We start from the raw sequence: 14891 nt of genomic DNA on the forward strand, positions 1-14891 counted from the left end.
AATTAAATTGACTTTATATGCTTCCCCAGCGGCACCATTGTCGCTCACAGGGGATACCGTCGCCATCGCCGTCCATTTCTGTGCCCGGGCAATGACGAAGGTAATAGGTGGCCTCCTCGCAGGAGCGCATATGACTGCAATGTGTCTTACCTGCCTCACAGCGAAACTTAGGCGTAGCCGGTTGCCACTCTTGGGTCTCGACTGTAGGGAGTTCTTCGTAGGTGATCACCGGAGTGGCGTTGAGTGCCTGATACTGTTTAACAGCGAAGCTGCCGATACTCACGAGTATGATAATGAAGATCATCCGCTGCAGGCGTGAGCCGGAGCGGTGATGAGAATAGTGGGACGACTGCGTATGGTCTCTATATTGGGAGCGAGTCGGTTTATTCGCGAGGCCAGAAACCCTTCCCGAAGCTATGCCTGAAACCACGGCGACGCCTTCAATACTGGCCTTGACCGCCTTTATCTTGCCATCGCTCTGTTGCTGGCTTTGGTAGACAATCTCGTCGCCCACCACAGGCTTTCTGGCCATCTGTTTCAGGGCCGAGATATGGATAAACACATCTTGGGCATTGGGCGTGTTCGGCTTGATGAAGCCAAAGCCTTTGTCATCGTTCCAGCGAACCAGGGTGCCTCTTTCCATGGCTAAGATTGTCCTTTTATGAATTATTTGCCTGTTGATTCAGCGGCTAAGCAATATTGTTCGTCTATGCTATCGCGAATTCTCCTGCTTTGTCATCCGCTAATGGTGACCAGGTTCAGCACCCAGCCCATCAGGGTGAAGGCGACCAGTAGCAGGGCAAACAGCAGGGCCAGTAGGCGCCACTGCATCACCTGTTTGAGCATGACAAATTCGGGAAAGCTGGCGGCGACTGTGCTCATGCAGAAGGCCAGTGTGGTGCCCAGGGGCACGCCCTGGATCAACAGGCTCTCCAGTACCGGAATCACCCCGGTGGCATTGGCATACAGGGGGATGCCCATCAGTACGGCGATGGGCACTGACCACCACTGGCCGTCGCCTAGGTTGGCCTCAAGATAACCTGCGGGCACGAAGCCGTGCAGCGCCGCGCCGATACCGACCCCAATAATCACCCATTTCCACACCCGGCCGAAGATGGTGAGTGTCTCCTCCCTGGCGAACTGGTGACGCTGGCGCCAGCTCATGCCGGGCGTGCTCTCGTCTGGCGTGTAAGTGTCAGACGCAGAAGTTGTGGTTTGCGTCTGGGTGGCGCCGCGTCGGTAGGCGTTGGCGGCGAGGGGCTGTAGCCAGCGCTCGGCATGCAATAGGTCGAGCAGGGCGCCGCCGAGCATGCCAATGGTGATGCCGGTGAGGGCGTAGAGCAGGGTGATCTTGGCCCCCAGCAGGCTAAACAGCAGCAAGATGGCCACCTCGTTGATCAGCGGCGAGGTCAGCAGGAACGCCATGGTGATCCCCAAGGGGATCCCCGCCGTGGTAAAGCCGAGGAACACGGGAATGCTGGAGCAGGAGCAGAAGGGGGTGATGGCGCCAAAGCCGGCCCCCAAGCCATAACCCAGCAGCTTAGGCTTGCCCGCCAAATAGTCGCGCACCCGCTCGACATTGAGCGCTGCCCGTAGCCAGCCGATCAGGTAGATCATCACCACTAAGAGGGCGAAGATCTTACTGGTGTCTTCGACGAAGAAGTGCAGCGCCTGCCCGGCGGCGCTCTGGCTGGAGAGGCCGAGCAGATCGTAGACCAGGAGATCGGCGAGTTGGGTAAACCAGGCTAGCATGGGGCCTCCCTAGAGGTGACTGAGGCGCTATTGCACCTTGTTAATCTTGGTCAGCAGCTGGGCGAGCTCTTCTTCGCTGGGCAGGCGACCGGCGGCCAGGACTTCGCCGTCGATCACTATGGCTGGGGTCGACATCACGCCGTAGGCGGCGATCTGTGCCATGTCGGTCACCTTGGTCAGCTCAATATTGAGGTTAAGCTCATCGGCGATCCTGGCGATGTCGCTGGCGAGGTTAGTGCAGCGTTTACAGCCGCTGCCGAGTACTTCTATCTTCATCTGTTTCCCCTTATCTCACGGATTGAATAGCTTTGGTTTTATCTGTTTTGGCTGCTAATGACTTGGCGCAGCAGCCGGGTGATTGCGCAAGGGCGGTTTCGATACAGCTCAGCATGCCGAGCAGGCAAGGCGTCTCCAGCCGGTAGTAGATCTGTTTACCCTCGCGGCGGCTGGCTACTATGCCCGCCTGCCGCAGTAGCGCCAGGTGTTTGGAGACGGTGGAGATGTCGGCGTCGACGCCATCGGTCAGCTCGCAGACGCAACGCTCCTGATGTTCCAGCTGTTCAACCAGCCAGAGACGGGTCGGGTGGGCCAGCGCCTTGAGCAGGGCGGCGCGGTTGTTGAGTCGCTCTTGGCTCTGGCTATGAGCTTGAGTCTGGGTCTGTGCCGTCGTTGCTTTCATGGTGCGCCTCAAAAAGTGGAGCCTTCATTTGGCATAATAGCCAAATGTTCTGGGGTGAGTCAGCTTTATATCAAGGGTTTAGCTCGGGTTTGTGATGGGCCTGTCAACTGCAGAAGGCTTTGTGAGCCCTGGCTGATTTGCAATATGAGTGAAGTAGATTTGCAGTTTGTGCAACTCTGCCTGGCCCACTGTGTGAGTGTGTTTGATGATGCGGCGAAAATTTGTACTTCGGCCACTTGGTGATAGAGTGAACAGATGCTGATCACAAGGAATTAAGATGAAGGCACTCAAATTATCCCAGAGGCTGGCATTGACGCCTGCTCTGTTAATAGGGCTTGGCCTGTTTAGCGCCCAGGCGTCGGCCAGCAATGGTTTTAACAGCGAGGCGAGTCACGCCGCTGGAGGCGCCGCCATGGCAGGGGCGCTGGTGTGGGCATCGGATGCCTGGACACCTCAGTATGACAGGGCCTGGGTGGGCTTCTCCGTCAGCGCCGCCATCGGCATCCTGGTGCAATATCATGAGTACGACAAGGGCACCAACACCGCCAGCGAAGCCCTGCTGGACGCCGCCTCTCACACCCTGGGGGCTGCCATCGGCGCCTATGTGACCGACGGCTATCTGCTTAGCCCTGTGGTCAAGCCCGAGCCGGGCGGCAACTATGTGGGCGTGGATCTCTCCTTTCGTTTCTAGCGCCTTCCCTCTATGGTGACTGACCCTGGATGGCGTTTGACAGATTAAGCTTGGTTTAAGTGTTAGGGCCGATCATGTTGGCCAAATCACAATAAAAACAACTTGAAGGAGAGGACGCGTGAAGAAGATAGCCATTTTGTTGCTGTGCATCTTGATGCCGGTGACGACGGTTTTTGCCCAGACGGGCAAGCCCCTGTCGGTGGAGGTGCTGTGGCAGCTCAGCCGAATAGGTAACCCCAGTATTTCCCCCAACGGCGATTACATCATCGCCCTAGTCACCGAGTACGATGTGCCCGAAGACAAGGGCAATACCCAGCTGTGGCTGTTTAGCCAGGATGGCAAGCAGCAGCGGGCGTTGACCGCCAAGGGGATGCGGGTGAGCGAGCCGGTATTTTCACCAGACAGCAAGACCCTGGCCTTTATCAGCAAGCGCGATAAGGATGAGGCGGGGCAGATCTATCTCTTGCCTATGGATGGACCGGGCGAGGCTCAGCGCCTGACCGATGTGCCGAGCGGCGTCTATGGCCTCAAGTGGGTGGGCGAGCACCTCTACTTCATCAGCTCTGTCTATCCGGGTAAGAATTGGAAAGAGATCGGCGAGCAGCTCAAGGCCGACAAGGACAACAAGGTGTCGGCCCATCAGTGGAACGCGCTGCCCTATTCGAGCTTCGATCACTGGATAGACGAAGGCCGTCAGGCCCATGTGTTCCGTATTGCCGCCAAGGGCGGTGAGGTGGAGGCGATCACTCAGCCCCTGAATATCGAGCTGCCACGCTCCTCCCAAAGTGCGGGCAGCTATGACATCAGCCCGGATGAAGCCTGGATCGCCTTCAACGCCAACGGCAGCGACAATCAGGTGAATCCTAAGCTAGATCTCTTCCTCGCGGCCATCGGCAGCGGCAAGGCGGAGAACATCACCCCAGACAACCTGGCGCCAGACGCCAGCCCGCAGTTCAGCCCCAACGGTAAGGCGTTGGCCTTCACCCGCCAGCACATTCAGGGCTTCTATGCCGACACCGCCAAGCTGATGCTGTTCGACTTGAAGAAGCGCAGCACTAAGATGCTCGCCAAAGAGTGGGACCGCTCTGTGGCCCGCTTCGTGTGGACCCCAGACAGCAAGGGCTTCTATGCCGCCATCGACGATGCGGCCACCAGGCGCCTGTACCATATCGACGCCAAGAACGGCAAGGTGAAGGCGATCACCAAGGCGACCAATTTCGGTCAGCCGGCCATCGCCAACAATGGCACACTAGTGGCGACTAACGACAGCTTCCTCTACCCGGCGCGCCTGGTGAAGGTGAATGGTAAGAACGGCAAGACCAGCCGTCTGGACAGCTTTAACGACGAGATCCTCGCGGATGTCGATCTGGGCAGCTATGAGTCGGTGACCTACAAGGGTTATAACGACCAAGAGATCCAGATGTGGGTGCACTACCCACCAGGGTTTGATCGCAGCAAGAAATATCCACTGATGATGCTGGTTCACGGCGGGCCACACAACGCCATCTCGGACGGTTTCCATTACCGCTGGAACGCCCAGACCTTCGCCTCTTGGGGTTATGTTACTGCCTGGCCAAACTTCCACGGCTCCAACAGCTTCGGCCAGGCGTTTGCCGACAGCATCAACCCGGACTGGAAGAACAAGTCACTGGAAGATGTGCTCAAGGCGGCCGACTGGTTTAAGCAGCAGTCCTGGATCGATGACAAGCGCATGGTGGCCGGTGGTGCCAGCTATGGTGGTTATCTGACCTCTATCATCCTGGGGCAGAAGCATCCCTTCAACGCTCTGCTGATCCACGCCGCCGTATACAACATGTACTCGCAGATGGCGGCGGACTTCTCGGTGCATAGCCCCCGCTTTGGCAACTACTGGGATAACCCAGAGATCTACCAGTCTATCTCGCCTCATTATGGCGCGGGCAACTTCAACACCCCGACCCTGGTGATCCATGGTCAGTTGGATTATCGCGTGCCTGTGGGTCAGGGCTTCGAGCTATTCAGAACTCTGCAGACCCGCGGCGTGGAGTCGCGCATGATCTATTTCCCCGACGAGAACCATTGGATCATGAAGCCCAACAACTCCATCTACTGGTATCACCAGGTGAAAGACTGGATGACCCGCTTCGCAGAGCCGGGTGGCAAGTAGCAGAGCAATCTAGCCGTTAAGTCAGCAATAAAAAAGGCTGCCCCATTTACTGAGGGCAGCCTTTTTTGATGAGATGAAAAGCTTAAGACTTCTGAAGTTGGGCCTTGGCCGCCTCGACCTTGGCGAAATCCAGGCCTAGCTCGGTCACCGCCTCTTTGATCAGGGCGGGGTTTTGCATCACCAGTGCCATCAGCTGTTGTAGCTTTTCCGGGGCGATCCCCAGCTGACCAATGGTGCCCATGGCCATCAGAGGGTTTTCGGTCAGGGCCTGAAACAGCTCCTGGATCTGCGCGTCGCTGACGTTGTGTTCTTTTAAGATCGCAATAATAGGATTCATTGCACTACCTTATCTCGGTTGAAAGTAAAACAGGCCGCAAGTGTAGCATCCTCTGCGACCAGCTCAAGCGATAGCTTCTAATGCCAAAGCTTCTAGTTCATGCCACAGTTTCTAGTTCATGCCATTGCGCTTGAAGCAGTCCACATAGGCCTTGTCCTCCTTCTGGATGTGCTGGCTGAGCCAGCTCTTCAGAAATGCCATCAACTCATCGCCAATATCTTCGCCCTGTTCCACCCGGCGCTGAAACGCCAGCACCTTGCCCACTAGCTGGTGGTGAGAGTCGGTATGCTGCTTATCCTGGGGGTAGCCAAACTGCTCGAACAGCGTCTCTTCATATTTGAAGTGATTGGCCGTGTAGTCGATCAGCCCCTGTACCACCCGCTTGATGGAGGCCAGGCCATAGTTGTTGTTGAGCAGGTAGTAGAGCTCGTTGATCAGGTGTACCAGGGTCTGGTGCTGTCGGTTGATCTCGGCGAGGTTGAGATCCAGGGCGTCGCTCCATTCGATCAGCTTGTCGCGGCGTGTATCCTCTCGGCCGATCTGCTCGCTGTCGGTGGCAAAGCGGTGCAGCAGGGAATCGATCTCACCCGCTAAATTACGCACCGTGATGCTGGCCAGCAGTGTCTCCTGGGTAGCCTTGACGTTTTCATCGGATACCTTGTCGACCTCCACCAGACAGGTTTCCAGCATCTGAGTCTGCTCGACCTGATGCTGAGAGGCGACGGCGATCTCCTGGCCCAGGGCGTCGATGGCGTCTATCTGGCTTACCAACTCTTCGAAATGGGATTCGGCCTCGTTGGCCACGCTCTGGGAGTGTTGCACGCTCTGGCGGTTTTTCTGCATCGCCGCGATGGCACCATTTATCTGGGTCTGCAGGTTAACTATCTTGTTGTTGATATCTTCGGTGGCCACCTGGGTGCGTAGCGCCAGGGATCGAACCTCGTCTGCGACTACGGCGAAGCCTCGGCCCAGCTCGCCGGCGCGGGCACTCTCGATGGCGGCATTGAGCGCCAGCAGGTTGGTCTGCTCGGCAATCCCCTTAATGGTTTCTACCACCTGACCTATCTGCAGGCTCTCCTGCTTGAGCTGCTCGAAGTTCTGGTCCGAGGCGGCAAACTGTTCGCCAACTTCTTCCAGTGCCGTCTCGAGGGAGCGCATCTCCTGCTTACCACGATCCGCCTGACGCTTGGACTCGCTGGCCAGCTGTGAGGTGGACTCACAGAAGGAGGAGACTTCGGCGGTGGTCTCAAACAGCTTGGAGACTATCTGTTTGGCCTCTTCGACATCGCCCTTCTGTCTGAGGGCGCCGGTTTTGGAGACTTGGGAGTCGGCCTGCACTGTATCGGCCACCCTGACCAGCTGCTGGGCAGACTTGCTCAGGGAGAAGACGGTGCGCGACACATCCTCGCCTATCTGATTGAAGGCCTTAAACAATGGGCCGCCGAGGGCCTCCTGGGTGTCGAGCCTTACCCTGAGATCGCCCTCGGAGAGATGGATGGCGGCGCTGCGCAGCCTGCCGAACATGCTATTCAGGGCTAGTAGCACGGAGAGGATAAACAGGTAATCGATAACTAACAGGGCCAGCCAGCCCCAGGCGCCTTGGCGTATCAAGAGGTAGGCTATCGGCACCAGTGGCAGGCCGGTCAGCAGACTCCACTGCAGGGCGCTAAGCGAAGCGATCCTTTTCGCAATTTTATCAATCATTCCCAAACCTTATGTTGAGTGTGACTCTATAAAATTTAGTCCAAATTCACTAAATAGGTTATCTGTATCCGCTAATAAAAACCGCTCGGCCCGGCGCTGATTTAGCCGGGCCGAATGTTGGTCGAATGCGGGCTGAATGTGGGGGGAGGGAAGGTGAGCGCCTAGAGGCGGGGATCGCCGGACTTGCTGTCGACCTTGCCGATCACCTCGATATCGCTCAGTTTAGAGAGTATGCCCCACTGTTGTATGGTCATCATATCCTTCACTTCCTGGGCCTTGAAGCTCAGGCGCAGGCCATCCTTGCGATACTCCTGGGGGAGGTTTTGCGGCAGTATGTGGCGGCCATCGTCGGCGACTATGCCCCAGAAACCACCCTCGAGATTGAAATACCTAACCGTGCCTTGTGTCATGGTGATCGCCTTCTGCAGTGAGTCGCTGGTCTCCTTAGATAAACCTTCGGCGACGATTTTAAGATCCTCGGCCTTGGGCTGAGCCTTGCTCGTTTCGACTTGAGTCGCCTTGGTCTCATCGGCCTTCATTGCGACTGTCTCTTCAGTGCTTTGCTTTGCCGCAGGTGGCTGCGCGGGGGCTGATTGCTCTTCCTGGTTACAGGCCGAGAGCGCCAGGGCCGCGAGTAGGGGGAGTGACAGCTTGGTGATTACACCCATAGGTAAGTTCCTCATGCACTTTATGTTTATCTTAATTACTCTAACAGAATCCCCAGGAATGCCTAGCCCAAGGAGTGGGGCAATGCTTGCGGTAAGCGAGCTCGTACAATAGCCGCCACTTTGCTGGTTGGCGCCAGCGGCGATTATCTATTGGTTTTTCGCATATTAACTGCCAAGGCTGATCGTCCCAGCGGGGATAAGATGGCGCCCCATTACCTCTGTGATAACCAATAAGAGAAGACCCATGAAAAAATTACTCCTTGTTCCGGTGTTGCTCTCTGGCGCCCTAGTCGCCGCTACTCCGGCATCGGCGGCGACCATCATAGGTGGCCTAGGCTTCGAGTCGGCGCGCACAGTGCAGCCCACGGAGAAGAAGGAGAAACAGCAGGTCGAAGCCATCTTACAGGCGGTGAATGTGGAGTTTCTCGGACTTAACTGGAGCAACACCACGGCGGCCAAGATAAACCGTAACGGCGATATGACGGTGGCGCGCAACTGGGCCTACGGCTTCTGGAACGACAATTTCGGTGTCTCAGTGGATCTTATCAAGGGGGACTGGCTCGGCGCCGGCCCCAATATCGCAGCGGTGGGTCTCGCCTATCAGGATTGTTGGGACAAGTTTTGCCTGCGGGTTAACCCGACCCTGGCGGCGATCGACATGAAGGGCGCCGATGGTCAGGTGTTTAAAGATAATGGTGCCCAGCTCAATCTCAAGGCGGACTATCAGTTTAACGATACCTTCAGCGCCACCTTTCATCCCCAGTATGCCAGCTGGAACGACGACGAGCTGGGGCAGACCCTTAAGCTGGAGTTTAACCTGACCGCTAATCTGACGGACGATAAGCGTCATAAGCTAATGCTGGTGAATGAACATTTTCTGGTCAATAACGCCTCCACCGACCACAGGACCCGTTACATAGGCGAGAACTCTCCCTTCGGCGGTTATGTGGTGGGTACCGAGTCGACCCTGAAGCTGCGTTATTTTTACGTCTTTTAAATCAAACCTTTGCCTACAAATTTGCCGACACTACCCTCTCTCCTGGTGTCGGCGATCTCCGCCTGGGCCCACCCTTAGGGTGTGGCCCAGGTTTTCTTCTTCCCCTTAGCCAAGTACCATAGCCTGCAACAGACTGATTTATAGCGCCGCGAATTACCCAGTTCGGCGGCCATAGGAAGGCGTGATGCTTGCTAACAAATTGCTTGCTAAAAAAAGAGGCCCCATGACAGCGATGCGCCGTCAGCGAGGCTTTAGCGGAATGCAGATCTTCTTGATCGTGCTCCTGACCATGGTGCTGACCGCGCTGGCCAGCTTCTTTATAATCAAGACCTATATCTTTCCCTCGCCCTTTACCCCAGTGACCCTCAATGCGAAGGAGGAGCAGCGGCTGGATAACAAGCTGTCCCAGCTGGGCTGGCAGGTGGAGCGCAAGGATGATCGTCACGGCGGCGCAGGTAAACTCGAGCCAGAACCCTATCGTGAGCGCGACGCCGACCGCCGGGTGACCTTCAGCGAGAAGGAGGTCAACGCCATGATTGGCCGCAACCCTGATTTTGCCGAGCGCGTGGCGATAGACTTCTCCGACAATCTGGCCAGCGCCAAGATCTTGATCCCCATTCCCCAGGACTTTCCCATCATGGCCGGTGAGATCCTGCGGGTGAACGCCGGCTTGGATATCCATCTGGACGCCAGCCGTCGCCCTGTGGTTGCCCTGGTTGGCGTGAGCCTGATGGGCGTGCCTATCCCCAATGCCTGGTTGGGTAACATGAAGAACGTCAATCTGGTTGGGGAGTTTGGCGATCGCGGTTTCTGGACCGCCTTCGCCGATGGGGTCGAGGATCTGCAGATCCGCGATGGCGAACTCTATCTTAAATTACGCCGCTAGAATCGCCCGGCCTCAGCTGAATTGGAGGCAAAATAAAAGCCGGTGATGAGGGCCGGCTTTCGATGCAGTGGTGTAGGGAGATGGTGAGATGGCGCCTAGTCCTTGCTCTGCTGGGTGTCGGCCTCCTGCTCTGCTGCCTTCTCTTGCTTAGTCTCTTCCTGTTTAGGTTTCTCGGCCTGTCCGCCGCATCCGCCACAACAACTCATAACAACTCCTGTTGGTTCGATTAACTGGCCACAGAGTACTTGATTAAATTACTCAGGTATTTGATCTCGATCAGCTTTTGTCGACTTGTTGTGATCGCCGCCGCGCTCGGCAGCGATCCTTTAAGCGTTCTGGCGAGCATTTAAGATCTCAGGCGGTCAGCTCCTGCTGCGCGCCCTGGCTATCCCGGGCGGCGAAATAGCTCAGGGTGTCGGCAATGATCACCTTGCGCAGGCCGATGAGGGCGATCAGGTTAGGGATCGCCATCAGGCCGTTGACGGTATCGGCCAGCAGCCAGATGAGATCCAGCTGAATGAAGGCTCCCACGGCGATTAAACCCAGAAAGATAAACTGGTAGATCTTGATCCCTCGCTCGCCCAGCTTGTGGCCGGTGAGATAGTACCAGCAGCGCTCGCCGTAGTAGTGCCAGCCCAGTATGGTGGTGAAGGCGAAGCAGACCAGGGCTATGGTCACCAGATATTGGCCGATGACGGCCGAACCGCCGGTGGCGAAGGCGGCGCTGGTCATGGCGGCACCGGCGGCGTCGCCTCTCCAGACCCCCGTGATGATCAGCACCAGTCCCGTCATGGTGCAGATGAGCAGGGTGTCGAAGAAGGTGCCCGTCATGCTCACCAGTCCCTGTTCGACCGGCTCCTTGGTCTTGGCGGCTGCCGCTGCGATGGGCGCGCTACCCAGACCCGACTCGTTGGAGAAGACGCCGCGGGCGATCCCTATCTGAATCGCTTGGGCGACCGTGGCACCCAGGAAGCCGCCGGCGGCCGAGATGGGGCTGAAGGCCGAGTGGATAACCAGCTGCAGCGCCGGGATGATCTGCTCGCTAAAGGTCACCAAAATCCACAGGCAGGCCAGCACGTACCCCAGCGCCATGCTGGGCACCAGCTTCTGTGCCACCTTGGCGATCCGCTTAACGCCCCCAAGGGTAACAGCGGCTACCAGCAGGGTGAGCACCAGGGCCGTGACCCAGGCGGGCACGTGGAAGGCGATGGTCATGGCATCGCTGATGGCGTTGACCTGGGCAAAGGTGCCTATGCCGAAGAAGGCGACGCCGACGCCGAACAGGGCGAACAGCTTGGCCAGCCAGCTCAGACCCAGGCCGCGCTCTATGTAATACATGGGGCCGCCGGCGATATTGCCGCGTGCATCTGTGGTGCGATACTTGAGCGCCAGCATACACTCGCCATACTTGGTGGCCATGCCGAAGAAGGCCGCCAGCCACATCCAGAAGAGGGCGCCCGGGCCGCCTACCTTGATGGCGGTGGCCACGCCGACGATATTGCCCGTGCCTATGGTGGCCGACAGCGCGGTGCACAGGGCGGCGAAGGAGGAGAGATCCCCCTGGCCGCTGGCGGGTTTGAACAGCAGCCTAAGTGCCAGGGGCAGTTTGAATACCTGGATCAGCCTGAGGCGCAGGGTGAGATAGAGGCCGGTACCGACCAGTAGGCACAGGGTGATAGGGCCCCAGACGATGGCGTTGATCTCGCTTAGTAACGCGTGAAAATTCATGATGTTCCTCGAATATTAAACAACAAAATTAATATGGAGGAGGAAAAGAAATGTCTGTGTGGAGACCGGCGTTTGTGGCTATTAGCTGTGACAAGCATTTACATTGGTGGATACCAACTGGGCAAAAGCACAAACGACAGTGACTGAATATAGCCGGGGCTATAACCGCTACAGTCATCCTCTCCTCTGTCCTTTTGCCTGAGCGTTTCGCGCAGCCATTGGGGCTGCACTTTCGCCTTCGGCGCCGTGATACCTAGGGGTTATCCTGGGCTCACAGTCTCTCCAGAGGCTCGTCCAGTAACAGTCCACGCCACAATATGGCACCTGAAAGAGTGGTTTCTCGCCGATAACGCCTGGCGACAAACTTGCCTCGTCGGTGTGGGGTTGACTCCCCACTCTCCTGCTACCTTCATCCGAACGGAATCCGGGGGCGGCAGCCCCCGGGGCTGTATAGCATGCGCTAAACACCGCGCCAGCTCAAGGGGCGAAGTCACACTTTTGGTTGAGAGAGTAGCAAGGATGGTCGCCAAGAGAGAGGAGAGGGGATGAACGCCAGGCTTAGACCAAAGGCGTACGATTTTTTTCGCCCAGCCCCTTACCTTGGCGCCCGCCCAGGGTTTAGAATAAAAGCTCATAATCACGTTGTGGTTATACTGGCATTCATTGCTTAGCAGTCCAGCCTCTACGCTCACAGAAACTTCAGGTGTATCGTCACCTCACGACTTGCCATTTTTTGCCAAGTGCAGACAAGCCTTGATCTCGACTCGTTACACTCAGATGTTCGCAACTGTGTTGCGGCCGCAAGCATTATTTCATCGGGATCAACATGTTTTCAGCAGTCAAAAAAAGCATCAGCGCTAAACCCTCTTTTCAGGAGATACAGACCAACATCTTGGCGGGATTGACCGTGGGGGTGATTGCCCTGCCACTCTCTATGGCACTGGCGATCGCCAGCGGCGTGCCGCCTCAGCACGGCCTCTACACGGCGATGATCGCCGGCATAGTGATCGCTCTGTGTGGCGGCTCTAAGGTCAACATCTCGGGGCCGACGGCGGCCTTCGTGGTGATCTTGCTGCCCATAGTGCAGCAGTTTGGTTTGGGGGGACTCCTGCTGAGCGGCCTGATGGCCGGGGTGATACTGCTGCTGATGGGGCTGGGTAAGCTGGGCAAGTTGATCGAGATAGTCCCTTATCCCGTGACCGTGGGCTTCACCGCCGGGATAGGTGTAGTGATCGCCACCTTTCAGATCAAAGACTTCTTTGGCCTTGAGGTGGCCGCCGGTGGCGAGCATTACCTGGAAAAGCTCTCCTATATCCTCCAGGCATTGACCAGCATCAGTTGGCAGGAGACGCTGATCGGCGCCCTGACCCTGGCCGTGTTGCTGGCCTGGCCTAAGCTCAAGTCTAAGGTGCCGGCGCATCTGGCGGCGCTCTTGGTGGGCGCACTCATCGCCTGGTTCATGACCCAGATGATTAGCGGTTTCTCGGTGGCGACCATAGGCAGCCGGTTTCACTATGAGCTCGATGGCCTGCTGGGCAGCGGTATTCCGCCCATCATGCCCAGCTTCGAGTGGCCCTGGAACCTGCCGGGCGCCGATGGCAAGCCCATAGGCATGAGCTTCGAGCTGGTGCGCGAGCTGCTGCCCTCTGCCATCACCATCGCCATCCTGGGCGCGCTGGAATCCTTGCTGTGCGCCGTGGTGGCCGACGGCATGTCGGGCAAGAAGCACAACCCTAACGATGAGCTGATCGGCCAGGGGCTGGGTAATATGTTGGTGCCTCTGTTTGGCGGGATTCCAGCGACGGCGGCTATCGCCCGCACCGCGGCCAACGTCAAGGCTGGGGGGAGCATGCCGCTGGCCTCAGTGGTCCATGGTTTGTTTATTCTGGCGGGGATCCTCCTGCTGGCGCCGCTGCTGTCATACATTCCTATGGCGTCCATGGCGGCGCTGCTGCTGGTGGTGGCCTGGAACATGAGCGAGGCCAAACACTTCGCCCGCACCTTAAAGGTGGCGCCGAGGGATGATGTGTTGATCTTGCTGCTCTGCTTCGCCCTTACCGTGCTATTCGACATGACGATTGCCGTGGCGGTGGGCATGGGGCTGGCGGCTATGTTGTTTATTCGCCGCAGCATCAGCCTGACCGATGCCAGGGCGGTGGAGACCAACCATCAGGCCTACCAGGTGCCTGAGAGTGTGGTGGTGTACGACATCAACGGGCCGCTGTTTTTCGGCTCTGCTCACAAGGCGCTCAAGACGATCGCCCTGGTGCGTCCCGACGTGCGGGTGGTGATTCTGGATATGTCCGAGGTGACTCTGCTGGACATGAGCGCCATCGTCGCCATGGAGTCTATCGCCCAAGATCTGTCGGGCAAGCAGGTGGCGCTGATCATCAACAACCTGCAGCCGCGCATGTTGCTCAAGCTCAGGCGGGCGGGGATCCGCAAGCGCCGTGGTCAGGTGGAGTATGCTCGCACCATGGACGACAGCTTCGCCCTGGCCCAGCGGATGACGGCGCAGGCATAAAGCGATTAGGGCACTTGGGGTCGCTGCATGTCGAAGCGCAGCGCCTCAGAGATGCCATAGTAGGCCGAGGGGCCACCGGCCCTGAGGATAGGCTCGGCCTTGGCGGTCTGATAGCTGCCATCTTCTATTAGGCTGGGGTCGATATGCACGGCGACCACTTCGCCCAGCACCAGCCAGGTCTCAATCTTCTCGCCGCTAGCCGATTGCAGCTGCAGCGACTGGGTCAGTCTGCACTCGAAGTTGACCGGGCTCTCGGCCACCCGCTCGACCCCCACAATGCTGCCCGGTACAGGCGTGAGCCCGGCAAAATCAAACTCGTCGCTGCCCGCTGGCAGGGCCGCCGAGGTGAGGTTCATCTTCTCGGCCAGCGGCCGGGTGGCCAGATTCCAGACAAATTCGCCGGTAGCCAATATGTTGGCCAGGCTGTCCTTATAGCCGACGCTGGCGAAGCCTATGATGGGCGGATGGTAGTTGAAGCAGTTGAAGAAGCTGTAGGGCGCCAGATTTCTATGGCCCTCGGGGCTGCGCGAGGCGATCCAGCCGATCGGCCTCGGTCCGACGATGGCATTGAGCGGATCGTGCGCCAGCCCATGGCCCTTGCTTGGTTCATAGTAATAATGCGCCTGTGTGTCCATCTCATCACCCTCTGCCAAGACCGTCGTCGATTAGGTTAGTCGATTAGGTTATTTAACGCCGCTTCAGCTCGAAAAACAACTCTCTGGTCTTGGGTTGAGTTTTTGATTAGTCTAAAAAATTCCCTACCTAACAGTGAGAGCTCG

14 protein-coding genes and 1 riboswitch are annotated in these 14891 nt (G+C 57.6%); of the genes, 5 read left to right on the forward strand and 9 right to left on the reverse strand.

Annotated elements, in window-relative coordinates:
* Positions 1-13: 13 nt before the first annotated feature.
* The 4 genes from K0I63_RS02455 to K0I63_RS02470 form a co-directional block, all read right to left on the reverse strand.
* Positions 14-643 (reverse strand): excalibur calcium-binding domain-containing protein, encoded by a 630-nt coding sequence (locus K0I63_RS02455; protein WP_220082411.1) that lies wholly within the window; start codon positions 641-643, stop codon positions 14-16.
* Between the two features lie 92 nt (positions 644-735).
* The gene (locus K0I63_RS02460) at positions 736-1752 is read right to left on the reverse strand and encodes a permease (protein ID WP_220082412.1); all 1017 of its coding nucleotides are present in this window, start codon (positions 1750-1752) and stop codon (positions 736-738) included.
* 27 nt (positions 1753-1779) lie between these two features.
* Positions 1780-2028 (reverse strand): thioredoxin family protein, encoded by a 249-nt coding sequence (locus K0I63_RS02465; protein WP_011864293.1) that lies wholly within the window; start codon positions 2026-2028, stop codon positions 1780-1782.
* A 10-nt stretch (positions 2029-2038) separates the two neighbouring features.
* Positions 2039-2431 (reverse strand): ArsR/SmtB family transcription factor, encoded by a 393-nt coding sequence (locus K0I63_RS02470; RefSeq protein ID WP_220082413.1) that lies wholly within the window; start codon positions 2429-2431, stop codon positions 2039-2041.
* 277 nt (positions 2432-2708) lie between these two features.
* Between K0I63_RS02470 and K0I63_RS02475 the strand changes: the two genes are divergently transcribed.
* Together K0I63_RS02475 and K0I63_RS02480 are read left to right on the forward strand one after the other, a co-directional pair.
* Positions 2709-3122 (forward strand): hypothetical protein, encoded by a 414-nt coding sequence (locus K0I63_RS02475; RefSeq protein ID WP_220082414.1) that lies wholly within the window; start codon positions 2709-2711, stop codon positions 3120-3122.
* 118 nt (positions 3123-3240) lie between these two features.
* Positions 3241-5268: a dipeptidyl-peptidase 5 gene (locus K0I63_RS02480; RefSeq protein WP_220082415.1), complete on the forward strand. Its 2028-nt coding sequence runs from the start codon at positions 3241-3243 to the stop codon at positions 5266-5268.
* 82 nt (positions 5269-5350) lie between these two features.
* Here the strand turns inward: K0I63_RS02480 and K0I63_RS02485 are convergent, their stop codons facing one another.
* From K0I63_RS02485 to K0I63_RS02495, 3 genes are all read right to left on the reverse strand, one after another.
* Positions 5351-5605: a DUF2999 family protein gene (locus K0I63_RS02485; protein WP_011864297.1), complete on the reverse strand. Its 255-nt coding sequence runs from the start codon at positions 5603-5605 to the stop codon at positions 5351-5353.
* Positions 5606-5716: 111 nt separating this feature from the next.
* The gene (locus tag K0I63_RS02490) at positions 5717-7309 is read right to left on the reverse strand and encodes a bacteriohemerythrin (RefSeq protein ID WP_220082416.1); all 1593 of its coding nucleotides are present in this window, start codon (positions 7307-7309) and stop codon (positions 5717-5719) included.
* A gap of 161 nt (positions 7310-7470) precedes the next feature.
* Positions 7471-7977, reverse strand: a complete 507-nt coding sequence (locus K0I63_RS02495; protein WP_220082417.1) for a hypothetical protein — start codon at positions 7975-7977, stop codon at positions 7471-7473.
* Positions 7978-8221: 244 nt separating this feature from the next.
* Between K0I63_RS02495 and K0I63_RS02500 the strand changes: the two genes are divergently transcribed.
* Complete coding sequence (locus tag K0I63_RS02500; RefSeq protein ID WP_220082418.1) at positions 8222-8974, forward strand: hypothetical protein; 753 nt, start codon at positions 8222-8224, stop codon at positions 8972-8974.
* Between the two features lie 223 nt (positions 8975-9197).
* A complete protein-coding gene (locus K0I63_RS02505) occupies positions 9198-9860 on the forward strand; it encodes a hypothetical protein (protein ID WP_041406326.1) in 663 nt (220 codons plus the stop codon).
* Positions 9861-10214: 354 nt separating this feature from the next.
* Here K0I63_RS02505 and K0I63_RS02510 read toward each other — a convergent pair whose 3' ends face one another.
* On the reverse strand, positions 10215-11588 hold the full coding sequence (locus tag K0I63_RS02510; protein ID WP_220082420.1) for an alanine/glycine:cation symporter family protein: 1374 nt from the start codon (positions 11586-11588) through the stop codon (positions 10215-10217).
* Between the two features lie 176 nt (positions 11589-11764).
* Positions 11765-11884, reverse strand: a riboswitch (glycine riboswitch).
* A gap of 518 nt (positions 11885-12402) precedes the next feature.
* Between K0I63_RS02510 and dauA the strand changes: the two genes are divergently transcribed.
* On the forward strand, positions 12403-14112 hold the full coding sequence (gene dauA / locus K0I63_RS02515; RefSeq protein ID WP_258406990.1) for a C4-dicarboxylic acid transporter DauA: 1710 nt from the start codon (positions 12403-12405) through the stop codon (positions 14110-14112).
* Positions 14113-14117: 5 nt separating this feature from the next.
* Here dauA and K0I63_RS02520 read toward each other — a convergent pair whose 3' ends face one another.
* A complete protein-coding gene (locus K0I63_RS02520) occupies positions 14118-14747 on the reverse strand; it encodes a flavin reductase family protein (RefSeq protein WP_220082422.1) in 630 nt (209 codons plus the stop codon).
* Between the last annotated feature and the right edge of the window lie 144 nt (positions 14748-14891).

The organism is Shewanella rhizosphaerae (genome assembly GCF_019457655.1).
GTDB lineage: Bacteria > Pseudomonadota > Gammaproteobacteria > Enterobacterales > Shewanellaceae > Shewanella > Shewanella loihica.

What these genes read in the sequence shown, in the direction of transcription:
- K0I63_RS02470 (WP_220082413.1), bottom strand. Translation starts at nt 2,431, where the DNA reads ATGAAAGCAACGACGGCACAGACCCAGACTCAAGCTCATAGCCAGAGC.
- K0I63_RS02455 (WP_220082411.1), bottom strand. Translation starts at nt 643, where the DNA reads ATGGAAAGAGGCACCCTGGTTCGCTGGAACGATGACAAAGGCTTTGGC.
- K0I63_RS02460 (WP_220082412.1), bottom strand. Translation starts at nt 1,752, where the DNA reads ATGCTAGCCTGGTTTACCCAACTCGCCGATCTCCTGGTCTACGATCTG.
- K0I63_RS02475 (WP_220082414.1), top strand. Translation starts at nt 2,709, where the DNA reads ATGAAGGCACTCAAATTATCCCAGAGGCTGGCATTGACGCCTGCTCTG.
- K0I63_RS02465 (WP_011864293.1), bottom strand. Translation starts at nt 2,028, where the DNA reads ATGAAGATAGAAGTACTCGGCAGCGGCTGTAAACGCTGCACTAACCTC.
- K0I63_RS02510 (WP_220082420.1), bottom strand. Translation starts at nt 11,588, where the DNA reads ATGAATTTTCACGCGTTACTAAGCGAGATCAACGCCATCGTCTGGGGC.
- K0I63_RS02520 (WP_220082422.1), bottom strand. Translation starts at nt 14,747, where the DNA reads ATGGACACACAGGCGCATTATTACTATGAACCAAGCAAGGGCCATGGG.
- K0I63_RS02500 (WP_220082418.1), top strand. Translation starts at nt 8,222, where the DNA reads ATGAAAAAATTACTCCTTGTTCCGGTGTTGCTCTCTGGCGCCCTAGTC.
- K0I63_RS02490 (WP_220082416.1), bottom strand. Translation starts at nt 7,309, where the DNA reads ATGATTGATAAAATTGCGAAAAGGATCGCTTCGCTTAGCGCCCTGCAG.
- K0I63_RS02485 (WP_011864297.1), bottom strand. Translation starts at nt 5,605, where the DNA reads ATGAATCCTATTATTGCGATCTTAAAAGAACACAACGTCAGCGACGCG.
- K0I63_RS02495 (WP_220082417.1), bottom strand. Translation starts at nt 7,977, where the DNA reads ATGGGTGTAATCACCAAGCTGTCACTCCCCCTACTCGCGGCCCTGGCG.
- K0I63_RS02505 (WP_041406326.1), top strand. Translation starts at nt 9,198, where the DNA reads ATGACAGCGATGCGCCGTCAGCGAGGCTTTAGCGGAATGCAGATCTTC.